We start from the raw sequence: 17,315 nt of genomic DNA, 5'->3' as shown, positions 1-17,315 counted from the left end.
GTCAGCCGGCGTCCGCGGTCCGCAGCGCGCGCCACTCGCGGGGCGAGACCCCGTAGGCGGCCCGGAAGGCCCGGCTGAAGTGCGCCGGGTTGACGAAGCCCCACCGCTGGGCGACCGCCGACACCGTCGGCGCGGTGCGGCCGCGACGGCCCAGCTCCCGGGCGCACGCGTCCAGTCGGCGCTGCTGGACGAGCCGGCCCACCGTGGTTCCCTCGCCCTCGAAGAGCCGGTGCAGGTACCGCACGGAGATGTGGTGGGCCCGGGCGATCGTCTCGGGCGACAGTTCCGTATCGCACAGGTGACGGTCGATGTGCTCCCGCACCCGGCGGACCAGGTGGTCGTTCGCGGCGTGCGGTCTGTCGGCCGCCCGCTCGGCGGTCAGCTGGGCGACGAGCGTGCTCAGCAGGTCGGCGACGCTGCCGGCCAGCCGGTCACCGACCGGGGCCGAGTACGAGGGGGCGGACACCGCCAGGGTGCTGAGGAAGGGCAGCAGCACGGACCCGCACCCCTCGTCCGGGGTGACGGCCGTCCCCGCCGCCTGCCGCAGCTCGCGCTCCGGCACGCCCAGCAGCCGGCGCGGCAGGTGGAACAGGTGGGTGCGGAAGGGCTCCGGGTAGTCGACGGAGTACGGCCGTGCCGTGTCGTACAGGACGAGCCCGCCCGCCGGCACCTCCGCCCGGCGCCCGTCCTGCTCCAGCACGGCCCGGCCCGACACCTGGACCCCGACCCCCACCTGCGGCTCGGCCTGCGGGGTCCGGGCGATCAGCGCCGGCGTGCGGGAGATCCGCACCGCGTCCGCCTCCAGCGTCGAGATCCGGACGTACCCGAGCCGGTGCGACGCCAGGTGCCCCGCGAACGGCCGTCCGCCGCGCGGGGCCACCTCCACCGGTACCAGCGTCCGCGACATCGTCCGGTTCCAGAACGCCGTCCGTTCCTCGTCCGGCACCGACGCAGCCGTCACCTGCGAGCCCACCTGACCGTCCTTCCCGTCCCAACCTTGCGACGCAAGACTGATCCGCAGGTCAGCGAGCCCGTTAGGTCATCTGACTGGCGGGCCGCCGTGGTGCGCTGCCGGACCGGAAGGGTGCACGGAGAGCACAGTCGGCCGCTCGCCCCGGCCGGTCAGCCGCCGCCCAGGGCGAGCGCGAGCGCGGCCCGCGAGGTGATGCCGAGCTTCGGGAAGACCTTGTAGAGGTGCGCGCCGACGGTACGGGGCGACAGCTGGAGCAGTCGGCCGATCTCCTTGTTGCTCAGGCCGGTGGCGGCCAGCCGGGCGATCCGCAGTTCCTGACCGGTCAGTCCGGTCGTGTCCGGGGCCGCCACGCCCGACGGCGGTGCCACCGGGTCGCCCGCGGCACGCAGTTCCTCCTCGCACCGCCGCGCCCAGGGGTCCGCCCGGAGGCGGCGGAACGCGTGGTGCGCCGCGCGCAGCGCCTCCCGGGCCCCGGGCCGGTGGCGGCGGCGCAGCCACGAGCCGTGGGCGAGCCGCAGCCGGGCGAGGTCGAACACCCACTGCTCGGCGCCCGGCACGGCGTAGGCGGCGCGGTAGGCGGCGTCGGCGTCGGCGTCGACGGCGGCCAGGGCGGCGGCGGCCGCCAGCAGGAAGGCGTGCCGGCCGGAGATCTCCGCGGAGCCCCCGGCCCGCCCCGCCGCGACGCGGGCCCTCGCCTCCTCGGGCCGGCCGGTGTGCACGGCGGCGGTCACCAGGTCGAGGACCAGCGCGTGGTACCAGGGCGGGCCGCCCGGCGGCCGGCCGGGCGGAGCGAGCTCGCCGAAGAGCGCGTACGCCTCCTCGTAGCGGCCGTGGGCGAGGGCGGCCAGGCCGCGCAGGTGGGTCAGCCGGTCGAGGACGAACCGCATCCGGGCGCGGGTGGCCGTGGGCCTGACGGCCTCCTCGACCTCGCGCAGTCCGGCCTCGTCGCCCCGCCCGGCCAGGAAGTGGGCGTAGTACTGGCGAAAGACCAAGGCGTTGCAGTGGTAGCCGAGCCCCTCCGCGATCTCGGCCTCGCGCCGGCAGGCGTCGGCCTGGTCCCAGTGCCCGAGCAGGTAGTCCCGGTGGCACTTGGCCTTGGCCACCGAGCCCTGGGTGGCGTAGCTGTGCTGCCCGGTGGAGCGCTGCCACAGGTCCGCCTCGGGGGCGTCCAGCGCCGAGGCGGTCCACAGCAGGAGCCAGGCCGCGCCCGCCTCCTGTTCCTGCGTCATGCCCTCGGTCACCGTCCGGAGCGCCTCGGCGACGCCCGGGCCCGGCTCGGTCCAGGCCCGCAGGCAGAGCCGGCCGGCCTCGGACACGTTCCCCCGGTGCCGTTCCAGGGCCCGCCAGGCCCACGGGTCGTCCGTGTAGCCGGCAGCCAGCAGCAGTTTGAAGTAGGCCTGTTCGACCAGCCCGCCGAAGGGGTCGGCGCCCTGCGCCGTCAGCGCGTCGAGGACCGAGGGCAGCAACGCGGCGGAGGACCCGAAGTCGACGTGGTGGCTCTGGTCGGCATAGACCACCGCGTACGCGAACAGCGGAGCGACGTCCGACGGGACCGCACCGGCCTTCAACTCCTCCACCAGGGCGGCCGTGTGGCGCAGTTGGCCGCCGCGGGCCGCCATCACCGCGGCCCAGGTGAGGCGGCGGGCGCGGTCGGCCGGATCGGGGCTGAGGGCGGCGGCGCGTTCGAGCAGGAGCGCCCCCTCCGCGTCACCGCCCCGCTCGGCGAGGCCACGGCCCACCTCCTGCAACTGGTGCGCGAGGCCTTCCTCCGGGAGCAGCGCGGCCGACGCCTCGTGGACCAGCCGCCGGGGGTCGTCCGCCGAGAGCGAGGCGGCAAGAGCCCGGTGGGCCTCGCGGCGGGCCGAGTCCGAGGCCGCCGAGACCACCGCGGTGCGGACCAGGGGATGCCGGAACACCAGCCGTCCGTCGGCGTCGAGCCGGGCGAGGCCGTCGGCCTCGATGCGCTCGATGGCGCCCCGCGCTTCCTCGCCCCCGACGGCACCCAGCCACGCCCGGCCGCCGAAGTCCGTACCGGTCGCCAGCGCGCCCATCAACAGCAGGCGTCCGGCCTCCGCCGTCACCGACCCCAGCCGCTCGGCGAACATCCGCTCCAGCTTCCGCCCCAGCGGCAGGCGGTCCGGCAGCGAGACGATCCCCCGCCGCTGGCCGTCGGCCAGCTGCCGGGGCAGCTCCACCAGCGCCAGCGGGTTGCCGGCCGCCTCCGTCAGGACCCGGTCCGTGGCGCTCTCCGCCAGCTCGGGGTAGCAGGCGCCCAGCAGCAGCGCCGCGTCCGCCCGGGACAGGGCCGCCACGTCGACCGGGTCGGCCGACCACGTCCGCGCCACGGAGCCGTCGGGCCGACTGGCACCGACGATCACCAGCGGCAGCTCCGCACAGCGCCGGCGGAGGAAGGCGAGGACCGTCGCGCTCGACGAGTCGGCCCAGTGCAGGTCGTCCAACAACAGCAACACCGGGGAGCTCCGCACCGCTTCGTCCAACAGCGCCAGCGCAGCGGCACCCACCGCGAACCCGCTCGGGGTACCGGCCCGGACACCGAACGCGCCCTCCAGCGCCTCGCGCTGGTGGGCGGACAACGCCCGGGACCGCCCGAGCAGCGACCACAGGGCCTGGTGCAGCACCCCGAACGCGAAATCGGCCTCCGCCTCGGCACCGACCGCCCGCAGGACCGTGAACCCCCGCCCCCGCGCCTCGCCCTCCACCCAGGCCAGCAGCGCGCTCTTCCCGACCCCGGCGTCCCCCCGCAACAGCACCGCAGCGCCACCCGCGCCGCTCCCGGCCCGAGCCAGGGTTTCAGCCAGCAACCCCATCTCCCGCCCGCGCCCGACCAGGCCCGGACCCCGCCCGTCCTCCACCACTCTCGTTCTCCCCGGGTCGACCGACCTGCCAGCACCCCCGGCCGCCCAAGGCTACTGAACTTGATCGGGTGATGTCGGTGCTGTTCGCCGGACAGCTGGTCGTGGGTACCGGTAGCCCTGTGGTGTGAGGTACGCGCAGGGCGGCGGGCTGACCGACGCCGAGAGAAGCACGCGGGAGCTGCTACGGCTCCAGGCGGTGGAGCGGTTCGAGGGCGGGCAGAAGAACACGGAGATCGCCACTGCTCTGCGGATCAGTGTGCGGTCGGTCGAGCGGTGGCGCCGGGCCTGGCGCGAGGACGGCGAGGCGGGCGTCCTGTCGAAGGGGTCGCCGGGAAGACCTCGGCTTAGTGAAGCCCAGATCGCCAGGCTGGAGCGGGAGTTGGAGCGTGGTCCACTGGCTCACGGCTGGGCGGACCAGCGGTGGACGCTGGCACGGATCAAGACGTTGATCGGCCGGCTGTTCCACGTCTCGTACACGGTCGAGGGCACCTGGCGGCTGCTGAAGCGACACGGCTGGAGCTGGCAGCAGCCCGTCCGCCGGGCGATCGAGCGCGACGATGCGGCGGTTGAGAGGGCGTTAAGTCCGTTTCTGGTAGCGGCCGCGTCCGGGTTGGTCGAGGGTTCCCTGGTGGGCGAGTCGTCCTAGGCGGGAGCGGGTGACGTTGATCGAGGGCTCGTCGGTTGGCAGGCCGAGGAGTTCGTGTAGTTCGCGAACCCGGAAGACCTGCCGGGGATGCTCGTTGAAGGCGGTCACGATGCGCTGGTAGACGGTGGCGGTCTCCGCAGGGGCCGGTTCGTGGTCGGGCAGGGCGAGGCCGTCGATGACCTTGCCGGTGGTGACGATCTCGGCGAGGCGGGCCTCGACCTCGGCCAGCGCACCGGTGAGTTGCTCGATCTGTGCGCGCAGGCAGTCGGCGCGTGCGGCGGTCTCGTCGTGTTCGGCCTGCAGCAGCCGCAGGAGTTCGGTGACGTTCACGCGGCCAGCTCGACGTCGTCGCGCCAGGCGGGGCTGGGGTGGTGAGGCGGCGGAGCATGCCGGCGGTGGAGGCCCAGTAGACGCGGGAGGCGGCGTTGTCCAGCCGGTGGTCGTAGTCGCGGGCGAGGCGCCGGTGGAGCATGAGGGTGCCGTTGACCTGCTCGACCACCCACCGCTTCGGTTGCGGGACGAAGCCCTTGCCCGCGTCGTCGGGGTTGCGCCGGACCACCTCGACGGTGATGTCCTTCACCGCCCCGTGGATGATCACCGCGTCCTTGAAGCCCTGGTCGACCAGGACCTTCTCCAGACGCATCCCGCACCGCATCGCCGCCTGGTCCAGCAGGGCGATGCCGGCCTCGTTGTCGTGCGCGCTCGCGGCCAGGACCACCACGCCGATGACCAGGCCCAGCACGTCGACGGCCAGTCCCCGCTTCCTGCCGGGCGTCTTCTTGTTCGCGTCCAGCCCCGTGGTCTCCTTCGGCACCCCGGCCGCCGCACGGACGGACTGGGTGTCGATGATCACCAGGGACGGGTCCTCTAATCGACGGGCCCGCTCCCTCACCTGGCAGCGCAGGATCTCCTGGATCCGCTGGTCAAGGCCGCCCTGGCGCCACAGGGTGAAGTAGTAGAACACCGCCGACCAGGCCGGTAAGTCGTGCGGTAGGAGCCGCCACTGACAGCCCGTCCGGTTCTGGTACAGCAGCGCGTTCACGACCTCGCGCAGGTCGCAGGAGCCCGGGTCCCCGGTCGCCGACCGCGACACCCGCTCCTGCTTCCAGGCGGTGACCAGCGGCTCGATCAAGGCCCACTGCCCGTCGGACAAGTCCGTTGAGTACGGCATCCGTTCCATGCCCCGACCCCATCATGCGCACGACACCACGGTCAGCCCGAACGGCCCTACCCACGAACGGGCGACACCAGATCATCCAGAAACGGACTTAACGTCCTCTTAAGCTCCCGACATGACGTCCACAAAGCACCCCGGCCTGATCGGACTCGAGGTCGAGATATCCCAGCAGGACACCGACACCCCTCGCGCGGTCTACCTGCTGCCGGACGAACTGGCCGAGGCCGAGTTGACCATGGCACGCCTGCGGGAGTACTCGGCCACGATCCGCCGGTCCGCGACGGCGAACACCGATCGCCCGACCACGAGCCGGACAGGCGCGTAACCGTCGACCTCGGGATGTTTCCGCAGGTCGAGAACAAGGTGGAGGGGTGTACCGTCATCCCAGGACTCCGGCCTGGACACCTACCAGGCCAACACCGCCCTCGGCCTCCCCGAGGACGGCCGCGACTACACCGCCGCCGCCCAGATGCTGCACACCCTCGGCGCCCCCGCCGTCCGCCTGCTCAGCAACAACCCCGACAAGGCCGCCCAACTCGCCGCCCACGGCATCACCGTCACCGAACGCGTCCCCACCGGCGTCCACCTCTCCCCCAGCAACCTCCGCTACCTCCGCGCCAAGGTCGAACACACCCGGCACACCCTCGCCCTGGCCCCCCTGGTCGGCTGACGCCCCGACCGGGTGCGGCTCAGTCGCCCAGGCCCGGGACCCAGACCAGGCGCAGGACGTCGACGGTGCGCTCGTCGGCGTCGACGAACAGCTCCGCGGTGACGGTCGGGGCGATGACGACGCTGCGCAGGTCGCCCCAGGCGTCGACCGGGGTGCCGGCCCGGCCGTCGAGGAGGACCAGGGCGGCGGTGACCAGGGCGAACAGGTCGTCGTCGGCCTTCGAGATGGCGATCATCGTCTGGGCGGGCTGGTCCTGCAGCCAGACCCGCCAGCCCGTCACGCCGCCGTCCCGGTCCGGCGCCCGCGGGTGCGGACCGGTCCGCTCCCCCGGCCGCCGCGCCGCACCCGCCGTGCTCCGGGCTCCGCCGTCGCGGTCATCCCCTCGCCTCCCCTCGCGTCCCGACCGACCGTACCCCCTTCCCGGCCGGTCCGTCCGCTCGCGGCCCCGGGGAGCGCGTCGGCGCCCGGACTGCTGCCGGGACGCCAGTTCGACGGCGCCGGGCGGCAGTTCGGGGCGGGGAAGCCCCGCGCGCCCCGGGCCGGCGCCGGTCCACCGGGTCGGTACCGTGGCGATCGGCGAAGGCACAGCCGACCAGGACGGTGCCGGACAGGACCGAACGGGAGGGCCCCGTGCTGCACCACCTCCTCACCCAGGACGCCGACCTGCGCATGGTCCCCACCGACCGGGCCGAACTGGCCGCCGCGGTCGACCGGTTGCACGAGGAGCTGTCCGCGGGGGCCGCCCCCGGCCGAACCCGGGTCCTGACCCGGTGGATCGGCATCGGCCACCTCGTCCTGGGGAACCACGACGAGGCCCGCGCGTTCCTGCGGCGCGCCCTCGAACTGGCCGTCGCCGACGGGGACGCCCGGGCCGTCGTCGCCACCGGCGTCAACTCCGGCGACGCCCACCGCTACGCCGGGGACCTCCCGGCCGCGGACGCGTGCTACCGCAGCGCCCTGGACACCGCGCGGAGCGCCTGCCCGGAACTCCTCGACTTCGCGCTCCAGCACTTCGGCAAGCACCTCGCGGAGCGCGGCGACCTCCTCGGCGCCCGCGCGCACCTGCGGGAAGCCCTGCGGCTGCGGGACGCCAAGGGGGACGCCGAACTGATCGGGTCGACCCGGGACGCGCTCGACCTGGTCGAGTCGCGGCTCCGGGCCGCCGGGGGTGGCGGCGGGGCGTGAGGGCCGGGGCCGCGGTGCCGGTCAGCGGTGCGGACGCGGGCGCAGGCGCAGCAGGGCGGCGGTCTCGGTGCGGCGGTTCCAGGCGATGACGGCCAGCGGGACCATGAAGAGGAACGGGGTGCCCGCGTTCTCGCCGTGCATGGCGGTGAGTTGGACGGCGAACGCGCAGAACAGGAAGGCGATCAGCGCCGTCGCGGCCGGGCCGGCCAGGCGGGGCAGCAGCAGGCCGACCGCTCCGGCGAGTTCCACCAGGCCGGTGAGGTACATGAACCAGTCGCCCGCGCCGATGGCGTCGAAGACCGTGGTGGCGGCCGGGACCGCGAGCAGCTTGGGCAGGGCGCTGGCCACCGCGAAGAACAGCGCCATCAGGATCCGCAGGGTCCAGACCGTCCGGAGGAGGACCTTCCCGGGCCTGGCGGCAGCGGTGGTGGCGGTGGAAGCGGTGGTGGTGGAAGCGGTGGTGCTGGGCATCTCAGGTCTCCCCGGTCGGCGGTCGTTGCTCTCACGGGCTTCGACGGCCGCCGCCCCGGGAACTCATCGGTGCCCGGCGGGGAATTCTTCCGCCCCCGGTCAGGGCGCCGGGGGGACGCCCCACCAGCGGTCGGCAGTCGCCGGTGCACTCGGGTTCACCGAGCAGGACCCGGCGGGCCTCGGCGGTGCAGCGTCCGGACCGCAGCACGTCGATCCGCAGGTGGCTGAACACCCGGTCGTCCTCAGGCCGGTGGGCTCCGCGGGCGGTTGCTCCCGGGCGGCGTCCCGGTCGCTCCGGGTCGCCGGGCGGGCACGGGGCGTCGAGAGCGGGACGGGCGGTGCGGGCCCGCGTTGCGGGCGCGGGGCGGCGGGCGGACGGTGGAAGCAGCCGCGTCCGGCGGCCCGTCGCGCGCGGCTGCCGCCCGTTCCCCGAAGAGCACGGAGCGCACGGAGAACACGGAGAACACGGAGACCACGGGAACGAGCACGAGGGACACGAGGAGCACGGAGAGCGCCATGACCCCAAGGCCACCGCCCGACCCCGCGGGCCCGGGCCCGGGGCCCCTCGCGGGCCCGGCGGATCCGCACGCGACGGTGGCGGAGCTGGCCGGGTGCCTGACGGGGGCGGCGCGGGACGGGCAGGCGCTGGACGCGTTCCTGTACGCGGCGGGGATGCTGCAGGCGGCCGAGGACCGGCTGGCCGGCAGCTGGATGGTGCCGCGACGGCTGGTCCGGCACCTGCAGGACGGGGCGGACCCGACGGCCGGGGGCCGGGCCGGGGCGCGCGGGGCGGCGGCCCTGGAGCGGGCGGCGGTGACGCTGGCCGGGCGGGCGCCCGCGCTGGGGACGGCCGCGCGGTGGGTGCGGGCGCTGGCCGGTGCGACGGACGAGCTGGCCGCGCTGGTGCTGCGCCCGGCCCCGTTCCCGTCCGTCCTGTACCGGCGGCTGGAGCGGCTGACGGGGTGGTGGGACGGGCGCTCGGCGGGCGGGGCGGGGCTGCGCCGGGTGCTGGGGTCGGCGGTGCGGCGGCCGCCGTCCTGCTTCTGCAGTTTCGACCAGTACCCGGACGACCTGGTCGAGCTGGCCCGCCGTTTCGACGCCGTGCGTCCGCTGCCCGCCGACCTGCCGCTGCTGGTGGTGGGGGTGCGGACCTCCGGCAGCTACCTGGGCCCGCTGCTGGCGGCCGCGCTGCGGCAGGCCGGGCACCGGGCGGTGCTGGGCGGCACCGTCCGGCCGGGACAGGCCGTACTGGCGGGCCGGGAACGGGAGTTGGCGTGGCTGGTGGCGGCGGGCGGGCAGGTGCTGGTGGTGGACGACCCGCCGGTCACCGGGCGTTCGCTGCTGGAGGTCGCCTCCGGCCTGCACGCCCGGGGGTTCGCGGCGGACGCGGTGAGCGTGCTGGTCGCGGTGGAGCGGGAGCCGCCCGACCTGGGTCCGTTCCGGGTCGTCGCGCTGCCCGGATCCGACTGGCGGGTGCAGGAGTTGGTCTCGCCCGCGGCCGTGGAGGCGCTGGTCCGCCGGAGCGTTCCGGGCGCCGCCGACTGGCCGCGCCTGGAGGTCGGCCCGGCCGTCTGCCCGGGGCGGGGCCTGCACCGCTCGCTGCCGGTGACGGGGCACCCGGCGGACGGGCCGCCCGTGCCGCTGCGGGTGGAGACCGTCGGCCTGGGGCACCTGGGCCGACGGGCCGCCGAGTACGCCGCCGCGCTGCCCGGCCTGGTACCCGAAGTCCTGGCGCTGGAGGGCGGGTTGATGGTCCGCCGGGAGCAGCCCGGCGACACCCCCGTCTCGGCGGAGGCGGCGTCCCGCTACGTGGCCGCCCGGCAGCGGGCGCTGGCCCTCGGCGCGGACCGCACCGCCCGGCTGGTCGGGCGCGGGCCGGTGTGGGAGGAGGCGGGGCGCCTGTTCGCGCCGCTGTTCGGCCGCTGGTCGGCGGTGCTGCGCCCGCTGCTCGCCGACCCGGTGGCCCGCGAACTCACCCGCGCCGCACGGCCGTACGTGGTGGACGGGCGCACCTCGGCCGGGCGCTGGACGGGCCGGGACGGGCGGTGGGCGAAGACCGACTGGGCGGAGGGCGCGTTCAGCCACCTGGACCTGGCGAGCTGCGACCCGGCCTGGGACTTGGCGGGTCTCGCCGTCTCGCTGACCGCCCTCGGACGCCCCGGCCGGGCCGCCGAGGTGCGGACCGGGTACGAGCGGCTGACCGGGGAGCGGATCGGCGCGGCCCGCTGGTGCCTGGCCCAACTGGTGCAGGTGCAGCACGGATCGGGCGACCTGCCCGCGGGACGGGCGGCGCGGCGGCGGGCTTCGGCGCGGGCGGTGCAGGGTTTCCTCGCCGAGGAGTACCTGGACGGCCTGCCGGCGCCCCCGGAGGGCGCCGGGGGCGGGGACGGGCCGGGGGCGGGGTGGTGCGTGCTGGACCTGGACGGGGTGCTGGAGACCGATCCGCTGGGGTTCCCGGCCGGTTCGCCGCTCGGGATGCTCGCGCTGCGGGCGCTGCGGGCGCACGGTTTCCGTCCGCTGCTGGCGACCGGCCGTTCGCTGCCGGAACTCCAGGACCGCTGCCTGGCCTACGGCTTGGCGGGCGGCGTGGCCGAGTACGGGGCGGTGGTGCACCTGCCGGGGCGGCCGCCGCTGCCGCTCGCCGACCGGGACGGCGCCGGGGTCCGGGCGCTGGCCGCGCGGTCGGCGGACCTGGAGGTCGACCCGCTGGCCCGCTGGACGGCCCGGGTGTCCCGGCGGCAGCCGGACGGGCGGCGCACCGGGCTGGACGGGCGCACCGCCGAGCGGATCGCCGCCGCGACCGGCACCCGGACGGTGCGGGGCGAGCAGCAGACGGACTTCCTCCCGCCGGGCGTCGGCAAGGCCGCCGGAGTACGGGCGCTGCTGGCGGAGTTGGGCGATCCGGGCGCGGTGCCGGTGTTCGCCGCCGGGGACGGCCCGGCGGACCTGGAGCTGCTGCGCCTGGCCCGGCTCGGTGTCGCGCCCGCCCACGCCCCGGCCGAACTCCGTTCCGTCGCACGGGTCTCCGCCGCCGCGTACCAGGCGGGACTGGCGGAGGGGGTCGCCGCCCTGCTGGGCCACCGCCCGGGCGGCTGCCCCCGCTGCCGTCCGCCCCGGCCCGCCCCGGGCAGCCGGGCCCTGCTGGCGCTGCTCGCCCTGCCGGAGGCCGGTCGGGCCGGGATGCCCGCGCGGCTCGCCGAACTCTCGCTGGCGGTCGGCGCGTTGGCGCTGTCCGGGGAGCGGGAGCGGGAGCGGGGATGAGCACCGGCCGCCGGGTGCCCGTGCACGAGCTGATGGGGGTGCGCGAGGTCGCGGGCGGGCTGCTGCTGGTGCCGCCGGGGGTGGCGGGCCGGGCGGTGGACGGGCTGCGACTACGGCTGGCCGCACGGGAGTTGGGGCGCGGCCGGTGGGAGGCGGTGGCGCAGGGATTCTCGGACGTGCTGGTGGCACGCCGACGCCCGGCGGACGGCGGCCCGCCGGTGCTGGTGAAGTGCCCGCGCACCCAGGAGGCGGTCCTCGCCCTGGCGCGCGAGCGGGACGCGGTGAAGGTGCTGGCCTCCCAACTGCGCTCGGCGGGGCTGCGGGAGCTGCTGCCGCGGACGGTCGACTCCCGGCTGGGCGCCCGCCCGCCGGTCCTGGTGCAGGAGGTGCTGCCGGGCGTCCCGGGCGACGTCCTGCTCTCCCGCCGTCCCGAGCTGGCCGGCGCCGTGACCGCCGCCGCGTTCCGGGTCCTGGACGGGTTGCGCGGCGCGACGGGCGGTCCGAGCCGGGACGGGCGACTGGTGGACGGCTGGTTGGGCCACCGGCTGGCGGTCCTCTCCGACCGGGTCCGCTGGTGCCGCGGCGCGGAGGGGACCGCCGGGCTGCTGGCGCTGCGCGCCTTCCTGCGCCGCGAGTTGGCCGAACACCCGGTCGAGGTCGCCTGGACGCACGGCGACTTCACCCCCGGCAACCTGCTGCTCCGCTCCCCCGCCCGGACCGGCCCGCCGCCGGACGACGGACCGCCCGTCGCCGGGTCGCCCGTCACCGGCCTGGTCGACTGGGCGGACGCGACGGCCGACGGCCCGGCCGTGGTCGACCGGGCGACGTTCGCCCTGGCCCTGGGCTGGCTGCTGGACGGCCGCTCCTGGGGCGAGCAGGTGGTGACGGCCCTGCGCACCGGCGCCCTGCACCGCCCCGAGACCGGCGAACTCCCGCTCACCGGAGTCCTGTTGGCCTGGCTCTGGCACGTCTCGGGCAACCTGGAGAAGTCCCGCCGCTTCGCCCGCAACCGCCACTGGCTCCGCGAGGTCCTCGTCCCCGTGCTGCGCGAACTCGCCCGTCCGTGAAGCCGTTCCGTGGAGCCGTTCCGTGAAGCCGTTCCGCGGAGCCGTGGAGCGCTCAGGGCAGCGGGGTGCCGCCGGTGGCGTTGACGATGTCGCCGGTGATGTAGCCGGCCTCCGGCGAGGCCAGGAAGACGTAGGCGGGCGCCATCTCGGCGGGCTGGGCGGGGCGACCCAGCGGTGACTGCTTCCCGAACCCGGCCACCTTGTCGGCGTCCATCGTCGCGGGGATGAGCGGCGTCCAGACGGGGCCCGGGGCGACCGCGTTGACCCGGATGCCCTCGGGGGCGAGCTGCTGCGCGAGCCCTTGGGTGAACGTGACGATGGCGCCCTTGGTGGCCGCGTAGTCCAGCAGGTACGGGCTGGGCTTGTAGCCCTGCACGGACGTGGTGTTGATGATCGACGACCCCGGCTCCAGGTGCGGCAGCGCCGCCCGGCACAGCCAGAACATCGCGTAGAGGTTGGTCTTCACCACCCGGTCGAACTGCTCGGTGGTGATGGCGGCGAGCCCGTCCGGCTGGGACATCTGGTAGGCGGCGTTGTTGACGAGCACGTCGAGGCCGCCGAGCTCGTCGACGCAGCGGGCCACCAGGTCGGTGCAGAACCGCTCCTCGCGCACGTCGCCGGCCACGGCCAGGGCGCGCCGTCCGGCGCTGCGGACCAGCCGGACCGTCTCCCGGGCGTCGTCCTCCTCGGCGGGCAGGTGGCAGAACGCCACGTCGGCGCCCTCCCGGGCGAACGCGAGCGCGACGGCCCGGCCGATGCCGGAGTCCGCGCCGGTGACGAGCGCGACCCGGTCCGTCAGACGGCCGGTGCCGCGGTAGGTGTCCTCGCCGTAGTCCGGCTCCGGGTCCATCTCGGCGCTGCGCCCGGGGTGGGGCTGCTGCTGCTCGGCGAAGTCGGGCTTCGGGTACTGCTCGGTGGGGTCGTTCGGGGTGAACTGGTCGCGGGTCATCGGTCGTCCTCCCAAGGGGCCGGTCCGGGGCCGGGTACGGGCGCCTCCGCGGCGCCGGCGGGCGCGCAGCCTCCTCGCGGCTGCCCGGGGCGGTGCGGCCGAAACCTCCCCCACCTGCGCCGGACCGGGGCGGAGCGGTCCGTCGGGGCGGCCGGGTTCACCAGGCGTCGTGGGTCTGCCGCGGGACCGCCGGGGTGCGGCCGGTGGCCACCCGCAGGAGGGCTTCCAGGATGCCGGTGCTCTCCGCGGCGGACAGGGCGGCGGTGCGGGGCAGGCCGCTCGGGGAGCAGGCGATCTCCAGGAGGACGCGGGCGGCGTCGGCCAGCGCGGCCGCGGCCCGCTCCGCGCGTTCGACCGGGTCGGGGTCGGGGCCGACGGGCAGCCCGAGGGCCTCGGCGGTGTGGCGCCGCTCGCGGCGGGCCTCGTAGGCGCGCTGCCGGCAGGACTGGCCGCAGTACTTGGGGCGGGCCCCCCGTTTCCCGGGCGCGGGGACGGGCTTGCCGCACCAGATGCACGGGGGCGTGTCCGGGCGGGCGTCCGCCCCGGGAACGGAGGCGGAGGCGGAGGCAGGCCCGGGAACGCGGCCGGGACGGGTGGCGGGAGCGGGGGCGGGGGCGTCGTCCATGCACGGTCCAACGCCCGCGGCCCGGCGCCGGAGGAGGGCGCGGAGCCGGTTCACCTGAACGGGGGGACGGGTCTCCGGCCGCGGCCGCGGCCCTGGGTGCGGCCACGGACGCGGCCTCAGTGCTGCCAGACGCCGACCCAGGCCACGTGCAGCCGGGCGGTGTCGGTGCCGGTGAGCGGGGCCTGTTCGAAGCCGACGGCGAGGTTGATCAGGAGTTCCATGGGGGTGCGGGGGATCTGGGCGGGGTCGGTGACCTGGAAGCGCGGGACGCCGTCGACGTACCAGGTGATGCCGTCGGGTTCCCAGTCGACGCCGAAGACGTGGTAGCCGCCCGCGAAGTCGGCGGGGCCGTAGCGCTGGTGGGCGATGGTGTCCTGGCCCTGGGGGGTGAGGCCGTGCAGGTTGAGGTCGACGTAGCGGTTGGAGTTGATGAACTCGGCGACGTCGATCTCGGGCAGGCCGCCGCGGGTGGCGGCGGGCAGCAGCCAGAAGGCGGGGAACGTGCCGGTGGCGTCGGCGGGGGCCTGGATCGCGGCGGCGACGTAGCCGTAGGTGAAGGTGTGCCGGGGCTCGGCGTCCCAGTTGTCGCGGCCGGTGGAGACCATGCCGGACGTCCAGGGGTAGGTCCTGCCGTCGCTGCCGGGGGTGGGGCGGCGGGTGGCGGTGAGGGTGAGGGCGCCGTCCGCGACGGAGACCTGGCCGGGGCGGTACCACTCGCTCTCCTTGTTGCCCGCGTTGGTGCAGCCGCCCTGGTTCCAGTCGTAGCAGGTCGTCCAGTCGGCCGGGTCGAGGGTGCGTCCGGTGAAGTCGTCGTGGAAGACGGAGTGCCAGGGGCCGGTGGCGTCGGGGGGCTGGGCGGGCGGTTCGCCGGTGGGGACGGCGGGGGTGGCGGGGCCGGGGCTGCCGGGGTCCCGCAGGTCGCCGGCGGCCGGTCCGCCGCAGGCGGCGGTGGCGGTCAGCAGGGCGGCGGCGGCCCAGGCCCGGCCGCGGCCGGGGCCCCGCCGCGGGGCGGGCGCTCGCCGCGGGGCGGGCGCTCGCCGCGGGGCGGGAGCGGCGGCGCTGCCGGACGCGGTGGGCTGCGGGGCCGGTGGGCCGCGGTGGGCGAGCAGGGTCAGTGCGGTGGTCAGCACGGCGAGCACCAGGACGGCCCGGGTGGCGGTGAACCGGCCCGCCAGGGCGAGGGCTTCGGTGGTCAGGGCGGTGAGCGCGGCGCTGGTCGCGACGGCCAGGACCGCCGCCGACCAGCGCTCGCCGCGGCGCAGGGCGGGGCGGGCGAGCCGGAGGGCGGCGGTGCCGGGGCAGGTGAGCAGGAAGGCGGTGACGGCGGCGGCCCGCAGCGCCCCGGCGGCGGGTGGTGCGGCGGGCAACGCGGTGGCGGCGAGCGCGACCCAGCCGGAGGCGGCCAGCAGCAGCGGTCCGTGGCGCCCGCCCTGCCGCCGGAGCGCCCGCCCGGCCTCGGCGGCCCGGTTCGCGACCCGGATCGCGGCCCGGTTCTCGGTGCGGCTCATGGCGTGCCTCCTCCGGTGCCGGGGGCGGTGGGCGGCAGGTACTGGTAGACGACCGCGTCGGGGCTGCTGTGCACGGGCCGCAGGGTGGGCAGGTGGGCGGCGCTGTACCGGATCTCGTCGACCGCGGCGGCGGGCAGGAGTCCGGTGAGTCGGCAGGCGGCGAGCTGGGCGCGGGTGAGGACGAGGTAGGAGGGTTCGGCGGTGGGCTGTCCGGTGGCGAGGGCGTCGGTGAGGGCGGTCTCGGGGTCGGTGGCGAGGAGTCTGCGGTCGGCGGGGTCGGCGTCGACGAGGATGGTCCACCGGTGCTGGTCGTAGTGGAGCTCGCCGCCCGGTTCGTCGGAGGTGAGGGAGACGATCCGGGAGCCGGGCGGGGTCTGCGTGGTGGCGTAGCGGACGGCGGCGGCTTCCTGCGGGGTGAAGTGGTTGACGGCTTCCTTGCTGTAGTAGCCGAACAGCAGTCCGCCGAGCAGGGCGACCAGGACGGCGGCGGTGGCGGCGGCCCGGAGGGGCGGGAGGTGCGGGGCACCGGTGGCGGCGGGCCGGGGGTGCGAGGTGCCGGGGGCGAGCAGGGCGGCGATCAGGAAGGAGGTGGCGGGCAGCGCGAACAGGTAGGCGCGGAACAGCATTTCGCCGTCGTAGCCGTTGGCGAGCAGCAGGACGAGCGGGGCCAGCAGCAGCAGCGGCAGGGTGGTGCGGCGGACCCGGCGGCGGCGGACCACGGCGGCGAGGGCGAGCAGCAGGACGGTGGCGGTGGTGGCCCGGTCGATCCAGGAGGCGAGGACCTGTCCGGGTGCGGCGGCACCGAGTTGGGCGAGCCCGGAGACGGCGTTGCGGTCGGGGGCGGCGAGCGCGGCGATCAGCCCGTGCAGGTTGGCGGCGACGAACGGGCGGGCGACGGTGGCGTCCCAGGCGGCGGTGAGGACGAGGGCGGCGGCGAGGACGGGCAGCACGGTGCGGCGGTTGCGGCGGGGCAGGGCGAGGACGGCGAGCGAGCTGACCAGCATCACGGGGGTGAGCTGGTGGGAGGAGGCGATCGCGGCGATCAGCACGACCAGCAGCGCGTACGGTCCGGGCCGCCACCCGAACCGCCCGCAGTCGCTTCTCCCCAGCGAGAGCTGACGCATCGTCAGGGCGATCACGGTGACGTACAGCAGGTAGGCGAAGGCCTGCGGGGAGAAGTAGTCCTGGCCCACCCAGGAGGTCGCGTAGTACAGCCAGACGGCGCACCAGACCAGGCGGCGGTCGCGGGTGAGGCTGCGGAAGAGCAGCAGGAGCGGGCCGAGCAGCAGCAGGTTGGCGACCAGCGGGTACCAGGAGGCGTAGCCGAGGGCGGAGTGCAGGCCGGTGGCGCGCAGCAGGAGGGCGTTGAGGGCGAAGAAGCCGGGCCACTGGTTGTAGACGTCGAGCTTCCCGGCGTCGGGGACGGTGCCGCCGTGGCGGAGCATGGCGTCGACGACGGCGATGTGCTTCCAGGCCCAGGAGTAGCGCAGGGTGGGGTAGAGCAGGCTGGGGGTGGCGTGGACGAAGGTGATCAACGCCAGTGCGTACCAGGCGAGTCGGCGCTGCGGGAGCCAGGGGGTGCGCAGGGCGGTGAGGAATCCGGCGGTGAGGACGGCGAGCGCGGCGTAGTAGGTGGGCGGGAGGGCCTGGAGCAGGCCGAGGTCGCCGATCCGGTCGAGGCGGGTGGTGCGCAGGGCGAGCAGCCAGAGCAGGACGGCGAGGGGCAGCGCGAGGCGGACCGTCCAGACCTGCCGGGGGGCGGCCCACCGGGCGGTGGTCCGCCGGGCGGTGGCGCGGGCGGCGGGGCGCAGTGGGCTGGCGCCGGTGGGAGGGTCGGCGGCGGCGGTCCTGGCTGGTGCGGTCACGGCGTTCTCCTGGCCTGCGGAGGGCCTGCGGGGCCTGCACGG

At 76.2% G+C, this 17,315-nt stretch carries 13 protein-coding genes and 3 pseudogenes; 6 read left to right on the top strand and 10 right to left on the bottom strand.

What is annotated here, in order from left to right:
- Nucleotide 1: 1 nt before the first annotated feature.
- Both QSK52_RS02550 and QSK52_RS02545 read right to left on the bottom strand, forming a co-directional pair.
- Complete coding sequence (locus QSK52_RS02550; protein WP_285732975.1) at nt 2-973, bottom strand: helix-turn-helix domain-containing protein; 972 nt, start codon at nt 971-973, stop codon at nt 2-4.
- A gap of 149 nt (nt 974-1,122) precedes the next feature.
- Nucleotides 1,123-3,846: an AAA family ATPase gene (locus QSK52_RS02545; protein WP_285733434.1), complete on the bottom strand. Its 2,724-nt coding sequence runs from the start codon at nt 3,844-3,846 to the stop codon at nt 1,123-1,125.
- Nucleotides 3,847-3,973: 127 nt separating this feature from the next.
- On the opposite strand from QSK52_RS02545, the pseudogene QSK52_RS02540 reads away from it, so the two are divergent.
- Nucleotides 3,974-4,420 (top strand): annotated as a pseudogene (locus tag QSK52_RS02540) (winged helix-turn-helix domain-containing protein); the annotation flags it as partial.
- A 6-nt stretch (nt 4,421-4,426) separates the two neighbouring features.
- Here the strand turns inward: QSK52_RS02540 and QSK52_RS02535 are convergent.
- Together QSK52_RS02535 and QSK52_RS02530 are read right to left on the bottom strand one after the other, a co-directional pair.
- Nucleotides 4,427-4,825: a hypothetical protein gene (locus QSK52_RS02535; protein ID WP_285732971.1), complete on the bottom strand. Its 399-nt coding sequence runs from the start codon at nt 4,823-4,825 to the stop codon at nt 4,427-4,429.
- A pseudogene (locus QSK52_RS02530) lies at nt 4,822-5,675 on the bottom strand (IS5 family transposase). Before QSK52_RS02530 ends, QSK52_RS02535 begins: the two are co-directional and overlap by 4 nt.
- Before the next feature lie 112 nt (nt 5,676-5,787).
- Between QSK52_RS02530 and QSK52_RS02525 the strand changes: the two are divergent.
- Nucleotides 5,788-5,997: a hypothetical protein gene (locus QSK52_RS02525; protein ID WP_285732970.1), complete on the top strand. Its 210-nt coding sequence runs from the start codon at nt 5,788-5,790 to the stop codon at nt 5,995-5,997.
- A gap of 60 nt (nt 5,998-6,057) precedes the next feature.
- Nucleotides 6,058-6,342: pseudogene (locus QSK52_RS02520) on the top strand (GTP cyclohydrolase); the annotation flags it as partial.
- A 19-nt stretch (nt 6,343-6,361) separates the two neighbouring features.
- On the opposite strand, the gene QSK52_RS02515 reads toward QSK52_RS02520, so the two are convergent.
- Nucleotides 6,362-6,622 carry a hypothetical protein gene (locus tag QSK52_RS02515; RefSeq protein ID WP_285732967.1) on the bottom strand — a complete coding sequence of 87 codons (261 nt, stop codon included), beginning with the start codon at nt 6,620-6,622 and terminating at the stop codon, nt 6,362-6,364.
- Between the two features lie 350 nt (nt 6,623-6,972).
- Here QSK52_RS02515 and QSK52_RS02510 point away from each other — a divergent pair, with 350 nt between their 5' ends.
- Nucleotides 6,973-7,527 (top strand): tetratricopeptide repeat protein, encoded by a 555-nt coding sequence (locus QSK52_RS02510; RefSeq protein ID WP_285732965.1) that lies wholly within the window; start codon nt 6,973-6,975, stop codon nt 7,525-7,527.
- Between the two features lie 21 nt (nt 7,528-7,548).
- Here the strand turns inward: QSK52_RS02510 and QSK52_RS02505 are convergent, their stop codons facing one another.
- Nucleotides 7,549-7,998 carry a DoxX family protein gene (locus QSK52_RS02505; protein ID WP_285732963.1) on the bottom strand — a complete coding sequence of 150 codons (450 nt, stop codon included), beginning with the start codon at nt 7,996-7,998 and terminating at the stop codon, nt 7,549-7,551.
- 516 nt (nt 7,999-8,514) lie between these two features.
- Here QSK52_RS02505 and QSK52_RS02500 point away from each other — a divergent pair.
- Together QSK52_RS02500 and QSK52_RS02495 are read left to right on the top strand one after the other, a co-directional pair.
- Nucleotides 8,515-11,259: an HAD hydrolase family protein gene (locus tag QSK52_RS02500; RefSeq protein ID WP_285732961.1), complete on the top strand. Its 2,745-nt coding sequence runs from the start codon at nt 8,515-8,517 to the stop codon at nt 11,257-11,259.
- Entirely contained in the window at nt 11,256-12,326 is a 1,071-nt protein-coding gene (locus QSK52_RS02495) for an aminoglycoside phosphotransferase family protein (protein WP_285732960.1), read from the top strand. Before QSK52_RS02500 ends, QSK52_RS02495 begins: the two co-directional genes overlap by 4 nt.
- A 52-nt stretch (nt 12,327-12,378) precedes the next feature.
- Here QSK52_RS02495 and QSK52_RS02490 read toward each other — a convergent pair whose 3' ends face one another.
- From QSK52_RS02490 to QSK52_RS02475, 4 genes are all read right to left on the bottom strand, one after another.
- The gene (locus tag QSK52_RS02490; protein ID WP_285732958.1) at nt 12,379-13,275 is read right to left on the bottom strand and encodes an SDR family oxidoreductase; all 897 of its coding nucleotides are present in this window, start codon (nt 13,273-13,275) and stop codon (nt 12,379-12,381) included.
- 157 nt (nt 13,276-13,432) lie between these two features.
- Nucleotides 13,433-13,900 carry a hypothetical protein gene (locus QSK52_RS02485; protein WP_285732956.1) on the bottom strand — a complete coding sequence of 156 codons (468 nt, stop codon included), beginning with the start codon at nt 13,898-13,900 and terminating at the stop codon, nt 13,433-13,435.
- Nucleotides 13,901-14,016: 116 nt separating this feature from the next.
- On the bottom strand, nt 14,017-15,408 hold the full coding sequence (locus QSK52_RS02480; RefSeq protein ID WP_285732954.1) for a glycoside hydrolase family 16 protein: 1,392 nt from the start codon (nt 15,406-15,408) through the stop codon (nt 14,017-14,019).
- Complete coding sequence (locus QSK52_RS02475; RefSeq protein ID WP_285732952.1) at nt 15,405-17,273, bottom strand: glycosyltransferase; 1,869 nt, start codon at nt 17,271-17,273, stop codon at nt 15,405-15,407. The genes QSK52_RS02480 and QSK52_RS02475 overlap by 4 nt, the downstream gene beginning before the upstream one ends.
- Nucleotides 17,274-17,315 lie beyond the last annotated feature (42 nt).

This window comes from Kitasatospora phosalacinea, assembly GCF_030268885.1.
GTDB classification, from domain to species: Bacteria; Actinomycetota; Actinomycetes; order Streptomycetales; family Streptomycetaceae; genus Kitasatospora; species Kitasatospora phosalacinea_C.
The sequence above is the reverse complement of the archived record's forward strand: the minus strand, read 5'-3'. Positions and strand labels throughout refer to the sequence as shown.

What these genes read in the sequence shown, in the direction of transcription:
- QSK52_RS02525 (WP_285732970.1), top strand. Translation starts at nt 5,788, where the DNA reads ATGACGTCCACAAAGCACCCCGGCCTGATCGGACTCGAGGTCGAGATA.
- QSK52_RS02505 (WP_285732963.1), bottom strand. Translation starts at nt 7,998, where the DNA reads ATGCCCAGCACCACCGCTTCCACCACCACCGCTTCCACCGCCACCACC.
- QSK52_RS02500 (WP_285732961.1), top strand. Translation starts at nt 8,515, where the DNA reads ATGACCCCAAGGCCACCGCCCGACCCCGCGGGCCCGGGCCCGGGGCCC.
- QSK52_RS02495 (WP_285732960.1), top strand. Translation starts at nt 11,256, where the DNA reads ATGAGCACCGGCCGCCGGGTGCCCGTGCACGAGCTGATGGGGGTGCGC.
- QSK52_RS02490 (WP_285732958.1), bottom strand. Translation starts at nt 13,275, where the DNA reads ATGACCCGCGACCAGTTCACCCCGAACGACCCCACCGAGCAGTACCCG.
- QSK52_RS02485 (WP_285732956.1), bottom strand. Translation starts at nt 13,900, where the DNA reads ATGGACGACGCCCCCGCCCCCGCTCCCGCCACCCGTCCCGGCCGCGTT.
- QSK52_RS02480 (WP_285732954.1), bottom strand. Translation starts at nt 15,408, where the DNA reads ATGAGCCGCACCGAGAACCGGGCCGCGATCCGGGTCGCGAACCGGGCC.